General features: G+C 73.6%; 8 protein-coding genes. 5 read left to right on the plus strand and 3 right to left on the minus strand.

Going from position 1 to position 5,921, the window contains the following annotated elements; all coding sequences use genetic code 11:
• Positions 1-35 precede the first annotated feature (35 nt).
• The 3 genes from VFW24_18785 to VFW24_18795 are packed head-to-tail and all read left to right on the plus strand — an operon-like array spanning position 36 to position 2,702.
• Positions 36-866, plus strand: coding sequence for a TIGR03619 family F420-dependent LLM class oxidoreductase (locus VFW24_18785; GenBank protein ID HEX5268819.1), 831 nt, complete (start codon positions 36-38; stop codon positions 864-866).
• Positions 866-1,762 carry a glucose 1-dehydrogenase gene (locus VFW24_18790; GenBank protein ID HEX5268820.1) on the plus strand — a complete coding sequence of 299 codons (897 nt, stop codon included), beginning with the start codon at positions 866-868 and terminating at the stop codon, positions 1,760-1,762. The genes VFW24_18785 and VFW24_18790 overlap by 1 nt, the downstream gene beginning before the upstream one ends.
• Positions 1,763-1,781: 19 nt before the next feature.
• Positions 1,782-2,702 carry a TIGR03619 family F420-dependent LLM class oxidoreductase gene (locus tag VFW24_18795; GenBank protein HEX5268821.1) on the plus strand — a complete coding sequence of 307 codons (921 nt, stop codon included), beginning with the start codon at positions 1,782-1,784 and terminating at the stop codon, positions 2,700-2,702.
• A 16-nt stretch (positions 2,703-2,718) separates the two neighbouring features.
• On the opposite strand, the gene VFW24_18800 is transcribed toward VFW24_18795, so the two are convergent.
• Genes VFW24_18800 through VFW24_18810 form a run of 3 tightly spaced genes read right to left on the minus strand, consistent with a single transcriptional unit; the run spans position 2,719 to position 4,219 of the window.
• Positions 2,719-2,862 (minus strand): hypothetical protein, encoded by a 144-nt coding sequence (locus VFW24_18800; GenBank protein ID HEX5268822.1) that lies wholly within the window; start codon positions 2,860-2,862, stop codon positions 2,719-2,721.
• Positions 2,863-2,871: 9 nt separating this feature from the next.
• On the minus strand, positions 2,872-3,756 hold the full coding sequence (locus VFW24_18805) for an alpha/beta hydrolase (GenBank protein ID HEX5268823.1): 885 nt from the start codon (positions 3,754-3,756) through the stop codon (positions 2,872-2,874).
• A 34-nt stretch (positions 3,757-3,790) separates the two neighbouring features.
• Complete coding sequence (locus VFW24_18810) at positions 3,791-4,219, minus strand: cyclic nucleotide-binding domain-containing protein (GenBank protein HEX5268824.1); 429 nt, start codon at positions 4,217-4,219, stop codon at positions 3,791-3,793.
• Between the two features lie 201 nt (positions 4,220-4,420).
• Here VFW24_18810 and VFW24_18815 point away from each other — a divergent pair, with 201 nt between their 5' ends.
• Entirely contained in the window at positions 4,421-4,861 is a 441-nt protein-coding gene (locus VFW24_18815; protein ID HEX5268825.1) for a DUF1707 domain-containing protein, read from the plus strand.
• Between the two features lie 34 nt (positions 4,862-4,895).
• Positions 4,896-5,921: DUF445 domain-containing protein (locus VFW24_18820; GenBank protein ID HEX5268826.1), on the plus strand; the 1,026-nt coding region annotated here is incomplete at its 3' end.

The following is a 5,921-nucleotide window of genomic DNA, read 5'->3' on the forward strand; positions in this document are numbered from 1 at the left end:
CTGGTCCCAGGCCGGGGACCGTACTATCCCGCCCCGTGCGCTACGGCTACCACCTTCCCCAGTTCGGCCGGGCCGCCGTCACCGGGGGCGTCGAACGGGCGGCCCGGCACGCCGAGGAGCTCGGGTTCGACGACGTGTGGGTGAGCGACCACCTGGTGATCCCGAGTGGCCAGCCCTACCCCGCCCCGTACCTGTACGACCCGTTGGTGTGCCTGACGTACGCCGCCGCCGCCACGACGCGGGTCGGGCTCGGGACGAGCGTGCTGGTCGGCCCGCAGTATCCGAGCCCGCTGGCGCTGGCCAACACCCTGGCCTCGCTCGACAACATGAGCGGCGGGCGCCTGACCGTCGGTCTCGGCATCGGCTGGTCCCAGGCCGAGTTCGAGGCCCTGCACGCCCCCTTCCACCACCGCGGGGCCCGGCTGGACGAGATCATCGACCTTCTGCGCACGGCGTGGCGCGACGACCCCGCCACCCACCGGGGCCGGTACTACCCCTTCGCCGACATCCGTCTCCTGCCCAAGCCCGCCCACGAGGTGCCGATCTGGGTCGGGGGCACGAGCGACGCCGCCTACGCCCGGGCGTTCGGGCGCGGCGACGGGTATCACGGCATCCGGGTGGCACCCGCGGACGCGCGCGCCCTCGTCGAGCGGGTGCGCGCCTCGCGCCCCGAGAAGGGCTTCACCGTCTCGCTGCGCGTCGACTGGACTCCCGGCCGGACGACCGACGCCGAGATGCGATCGGCGCGGGACGCGTACGAGGAGGCGGGCATCCAGCACGTGCTCGTGGCCCCCGACCGCGGCGACCTCGACTCGTGGCTGGCGGGGATGGATGCGGCCGCCCGGGCGTTGGAGCCGGGCCGGTGATGGACCCGGCCGAGCTGGCGCGGCGGGCCGCCGACGTCGAGAACCCGCGTCTGGCTCCGGACGACATCCTGGTGACGGGCCGGACCGCGGTGGTCACCGGCGGGGGCGGAGGGATCGGCCAGGGCGCGGCGCTGGCGTTGGCCCGCTTCGGGGCCAAGGTGGCCGTGCTCGACGTGATCCCCGAGCGGTGTGAGGCCACGGCGGCCGCCATCACGAGGTCGGGGGGGCGGGCCCTCGGCCTGCCCACCGACGTCATGGACTCGGCGCAGCTGCGGGGGGCCGTCCGCCGCACCCACGAGGCCTTCGGGAGCGTGGACATCCTCGTGAACAACGCCGGAGGTGTGAGGGGAGGGTCGTTCCTGACCATGCCCGAGGCCAGCATGCGCCGCCACGTGGAGATCAACCTCGTGAGCATGCTCGTCGCGACCCAGGAGGCGGCCAACCTGATGATCGCAGGCGGTCGGGGTGGCGCCATCGTGAACGTGAGCAGTATCGAGGGCTTCCGGGCCGCGCCCGAGTACGCGGTGTACGCCGCGTGCAAGGCGGGCATGGTGAACTTCACCCAGACCATGGCCCTGGAGCTCGGCGCCCACGGCATCCGGGTGAACTGCATAGCTCCCGACCAGACCATCACGCCGGGCCTGCGGGGGAACAGAGCCGGGCCCGTCGACCCGGCCACATGGCCGGAGGAGAGCCCCGAGGACGTCGACCGCTCGGCCCGGCTGATCCCCGTCGGCCGCAAGGGGCTGGTCGAGGAGTGCGCGGCGGCGGTGGTGTGGCTGTGCTCGCAGATGTCCAGCTATGTCACCGGGGAGACGGTGAGCGTGGACGGCGGGACCCGCGCCGGTGGCGGATGGTCACGCCGGCCCGGCGGCGGATGGACGCTGATCAGCTGAGAGCGGAGGTTCCCGACAGATGAAGTTCATGATCGACTACCCGTTGCTCAGCGACCGGGACGGAGGGGCGTGGGTCCGGCCCGAGAGCATGGCGCAGCTCGCCCGCGACGCCGAGGCCGCCGGAGTCGACGCCATAGCCCTCACCGATCACCCCGCTCCCTCCAAGAAGTGGCTCGAGGGAGGGGGCCACGAGACCCTCGACCCGTTCGTGGGCCTGGCCTACATGGCTGCGGCCACGCAGCGGCTGCGACTGATGACCTACCTCACGGTCGTCCCCTACCGGAACCCCCTGCTCCTGGCCAAGTCGATGACGTCTCTCGATGTGGTGTCGGGCGGGCGGGCCACCTTCGTGCTGGGGACCGGGTACCTCCGGTCGGAGTTCGCCGCTCTGGGGGTCGAATTCGACGAGCGCAACGAGCTGTTCGACGAATCGGCCGAGGTGCTGAGGGGGATCTGGTCGACCGACAGCTTCAGCTTCGAGGGCCGCCACTTCACGGCCCGGGGCCAGACCATCAAGCCGGTCCCCGTCCAGCAACCCCACCCACCGCTGTGGATCGGCGGCAACGCCACCGTCGTCAGGGACCGAGTGGCCCGTTGGGCCCAGGGCTGGGCGCCCCTGCAGGGCGGTGCCGTGCTGTTCCGGACCGCCCGGACGGCGCCGATCACGTCGGAGTCCGAGCTGGCCGAGATGATCCGGGACCTGTGGGACCGCATCGACGCCGCCGGCCGGAGCCGCGACGAGGTGGACATCATCGCCACCGGGGGGGCCGAGCGGCCCGGCCGCGACGCCGGTGCCGAGGAGCACATCGACGCCATCGGCCGGCTGGCGGCCATGGGGGTGACGTGGACATCGGCGCCCCTCGACCAGTCGAGCGTCGCGGCGGCGCGCGACGGGCTGGCCCGCTACGGCGCCGAGGTGCTGGCCCGGATCGACCGCTGAGAGGCGGCGGCCGGGGTCAGTCCGAGGACGGCAGAGGCTTGGGCGCCTGCACGGTCATGGTCTGGCCGTGGCACTCGAGAGCCCCGTCCCCGGCCCTGGTCACCAGGAGTTGGGCGTCACATTCGGCGCAGACGTAGCGCTTCCCGAGGGTGTTGGCCATGCGCCAACTCTAAGCGTCGGGGCCCGAGGGCGCAGCCGCCAGGCGATCGAGGAACGAGAGGATGGCGTCGTTGAAGAGGTCGTTCCGGTCCCCCGCCACCATGTGCCCGGCCCCGGCCACATCGGCGAACTCGGCGTGGGGCACCGCGTCCAGGAACCGTCGGGCTCCCTCCTCGCTGAGCAGGTCGCTGATCCGCCCCCGCACCAGCAGGACGGGCAGGTTCAGCCCCCGGGCCGCCGCCTCGAGGCGATCGGGATCCATGATCGAGGCCCGGGTCTCGTCGGGGGAGCCGCCCTCCCCGCTGATGAACCGGGGGTCCCAGTGCCACACCCAACGCCCGTCGGGGCGCCGGCGCAGGTTCTTCTGCAGGCCGGTCAGGTCGCGGGGCCGCGGGCGGTGGGGGTTGTAGGCGGCCACGGCGTCGGCGGCCTCCTCGAGGGTCGCGAAGCCGCTCTCCATGTGCTCGCGCATGAAGTCCCCGATCCGCTCGGCGCCCGCCGACTCGATGCGCGGCGCCACGTCGACCAGTACCAGACCGGAAGCCACCGGCGCCGGCGCCTCGGCCACCGCCACGAGCGACGCCATCCCGCCGAGCGACGCGCCGACCAGAACGGGGGGTGCGTCCAGTGTGGCGGCCAGCGAGCGGATGTCGGCGGCGAAGGCGTCGAGCCGGTAGTCGCCGTCCGGCGCCCAGTCGCTCTCCCCGTGGCCGCGAAGATCCACGGCCACCGCCCGCCACCCGCGCTGGCCCAGCAGCCGCACCGTGGATCCCCAGGAGTGGCGGGTCTGGCCGCCGCCGTGCAGCAGCACGACCGGCCTGCCCTCCGCCGGGCCGGACACGTCGGCGCGCAGCCGGACCCCACCGGAGCCCGGAAGCTCGACCGCCTCGCTCACCGGCTCAGTATGGCGGAGCCCCGCCCCGCGCCGATCAGCTGTGGATCGTGGCGTTGGCCCGCTCGCGCTCGGCGACCGCCTTGAGCAGCTTGCGGGCTATCGACGGCGAGGCGTCCAGGAGGCGGTCGAACTCCCGGCCGTCCAGGACCAGGACGTCGGCGGGGCCCTCGGCCACGACGGTCGCCTGGCGGGGGCCCCGCTCGAGCAGGGCCATCTCCCCGAAGAAGTCACCGGGGCCGAACTGGGCCACCTCCACCCCGTCCACCTGACACCGGGCCTTGCCCGACGTGAGGAGGAAGAACTCGCGACCGGGCTGGCCCTGCTTGATCAGCACCCGGCCGTCGTCCACGGGAAGCTGCGTCCCGAGGTTGGCGACGTCGCGCAGCTCCCGGGTGCTGCAGGCGGAGAGCAGCGGCACGGCGCGGAGCATGTCGATGACCGCCTTGGGGACGCCTCGTGCCATCTGTTCCCTCCCGGCCTGTTGCTCCTGCCCGGCATCACCGCGCCACTACCCGCAGCCAGCGTGACACAGTTCACACCACGACGCCCCGGGCACGAGGAGCCGCCTACCGGCGCCCGGGCACGGTGTAGTACCCCAGGAGTAGGAGGATTTCCTCCACCGGGACGATGTGGTGGCTCCGCCCGGAGGAATACGTTGTGGGGGATGGCTGTCGGACCAGGCGGAACGGGACCCCGGAGGATGCGGGCGTCGGATCGGGACCGGGAGGAGGCCGTGGCCGCCCTCCGGCTGGCCACGTCCGAGGGCTACCTGACCCTGCTGGAGTTCGAGGAGCGCCTGGACGCCGCCTTCTCGGCCCGCTACGTCGACGAGCTGGACCGCCTGCTCTCCGACCTTCCCCGCGCCCCCCGGCCCAGCGCCCGCCCGGCGCCCGGCCCGGCCCGGGCCCGACGGGGTGGGTGGTGGCCTTCCGGCCTTCCCCGCCAGGTGGTGCGGGCGGCACTGGCCGTGCTGGCGGTGATGCTGGCCGTGGTGGTGATCACCAACTTCTGGATCCCGATGCTGATCTTCGGGTTCATCTGGTGCAAGCGCAACCACGGACGCTGCGGGTGGCACGGCGGGCGCCGCCGCCTCGACTACATCTGAGCCAACCCGCCGCCGGCGGGTAGACAAGCCCGGCGTGCCCCCGTCCTCCGTCTCCCGCTTCGCGACCGCGGCCGACGGTCCGCGGGTGCGGGAGCTGGTGTGGGCCCGCCGGCGGGCCACCGCCCTGCTGGTCGCGGTCACCGCCGTGTTCGTGGGCGTCACGGTGGCGGGGGCCCACGGCACCCTGCTCGGCTACGTGCAGGCCGGCGCCGAGGCGGCCATGGTCGGGGGGGTGGCCGACTGGTTCGCGGTCACGGCGGTGTTCCGGCACCCGTTGGGGCTTCCGATCCCCCACACGGCGGTGATCGTCGAGCGCAAGGACCAGTTCGCCGAGACCCTGGGCCGCTTCGTCCAGGAGAACTTCCTCAACGCCGACGTCCTGGCCGAGCGGATCCGCACCGCCGGGTTGGTGCCCCGCCTCGGGGCATGGCTGGCCGACGCCGACAACGCCGGCCGCTTTGCCGGGCATGCGGCCGACGCGGTCGTCGAGGTGGCCGAGCTGATGCGTGAGGACGAGGTGCACCGGGTGCTGGCCGACCAGCTGGTCCGGGCCGTCGACTCCGTCGAGGTGGCGCCGCTGGCCGGACGCGGCCTGCGGGCCGTGACCGCGGGCGACCGCCACGGGGAGCTGTTCGAGGCAATCGTGCGGGGCGCCGACCGCTACCTCGCCGACAACTACATGGCGCTGCGGGACCGCTTCCAGGCCGAGTCGCCGCGCTGGGTGCCGGACGCGGTCGACAACCTGGTGTTCGACCGGCTCCACAGCCGGCTGCGCCGGTGGCTGGCCGAGGTGGCCGCCGATCCCACCGACGACGCCCGGCGCCAGTTCGAGGAGTGGATCTCCGGGCTGTCCGACCGGCTGGAGACATCTCCCGAGCTGCGGGAGCGGGGGGAGCAGCTCAAGCGGGACGTGCTCAACCACGCCGAGCTCCGCGAGTGGTCCTCGTCGCTGTGGGGGGAGGCCAAGAACGCCCTGCGGACCCAGGCGGCCGAGCCGGAGTCCGAGCTGCGCAGCCGGCTGGCGGCGGCGCTGATGGCCGCCGGGCGGCGCCTCGAGTCC

The organism is Acidimicrobiales bacterium (genome assembly GCA_036273495.1).
GTDB lineage: Bacteria > Actinomycetota > Acidimicrobiia > Acidimicrobiales > JAJPHE01 > DASSEU01.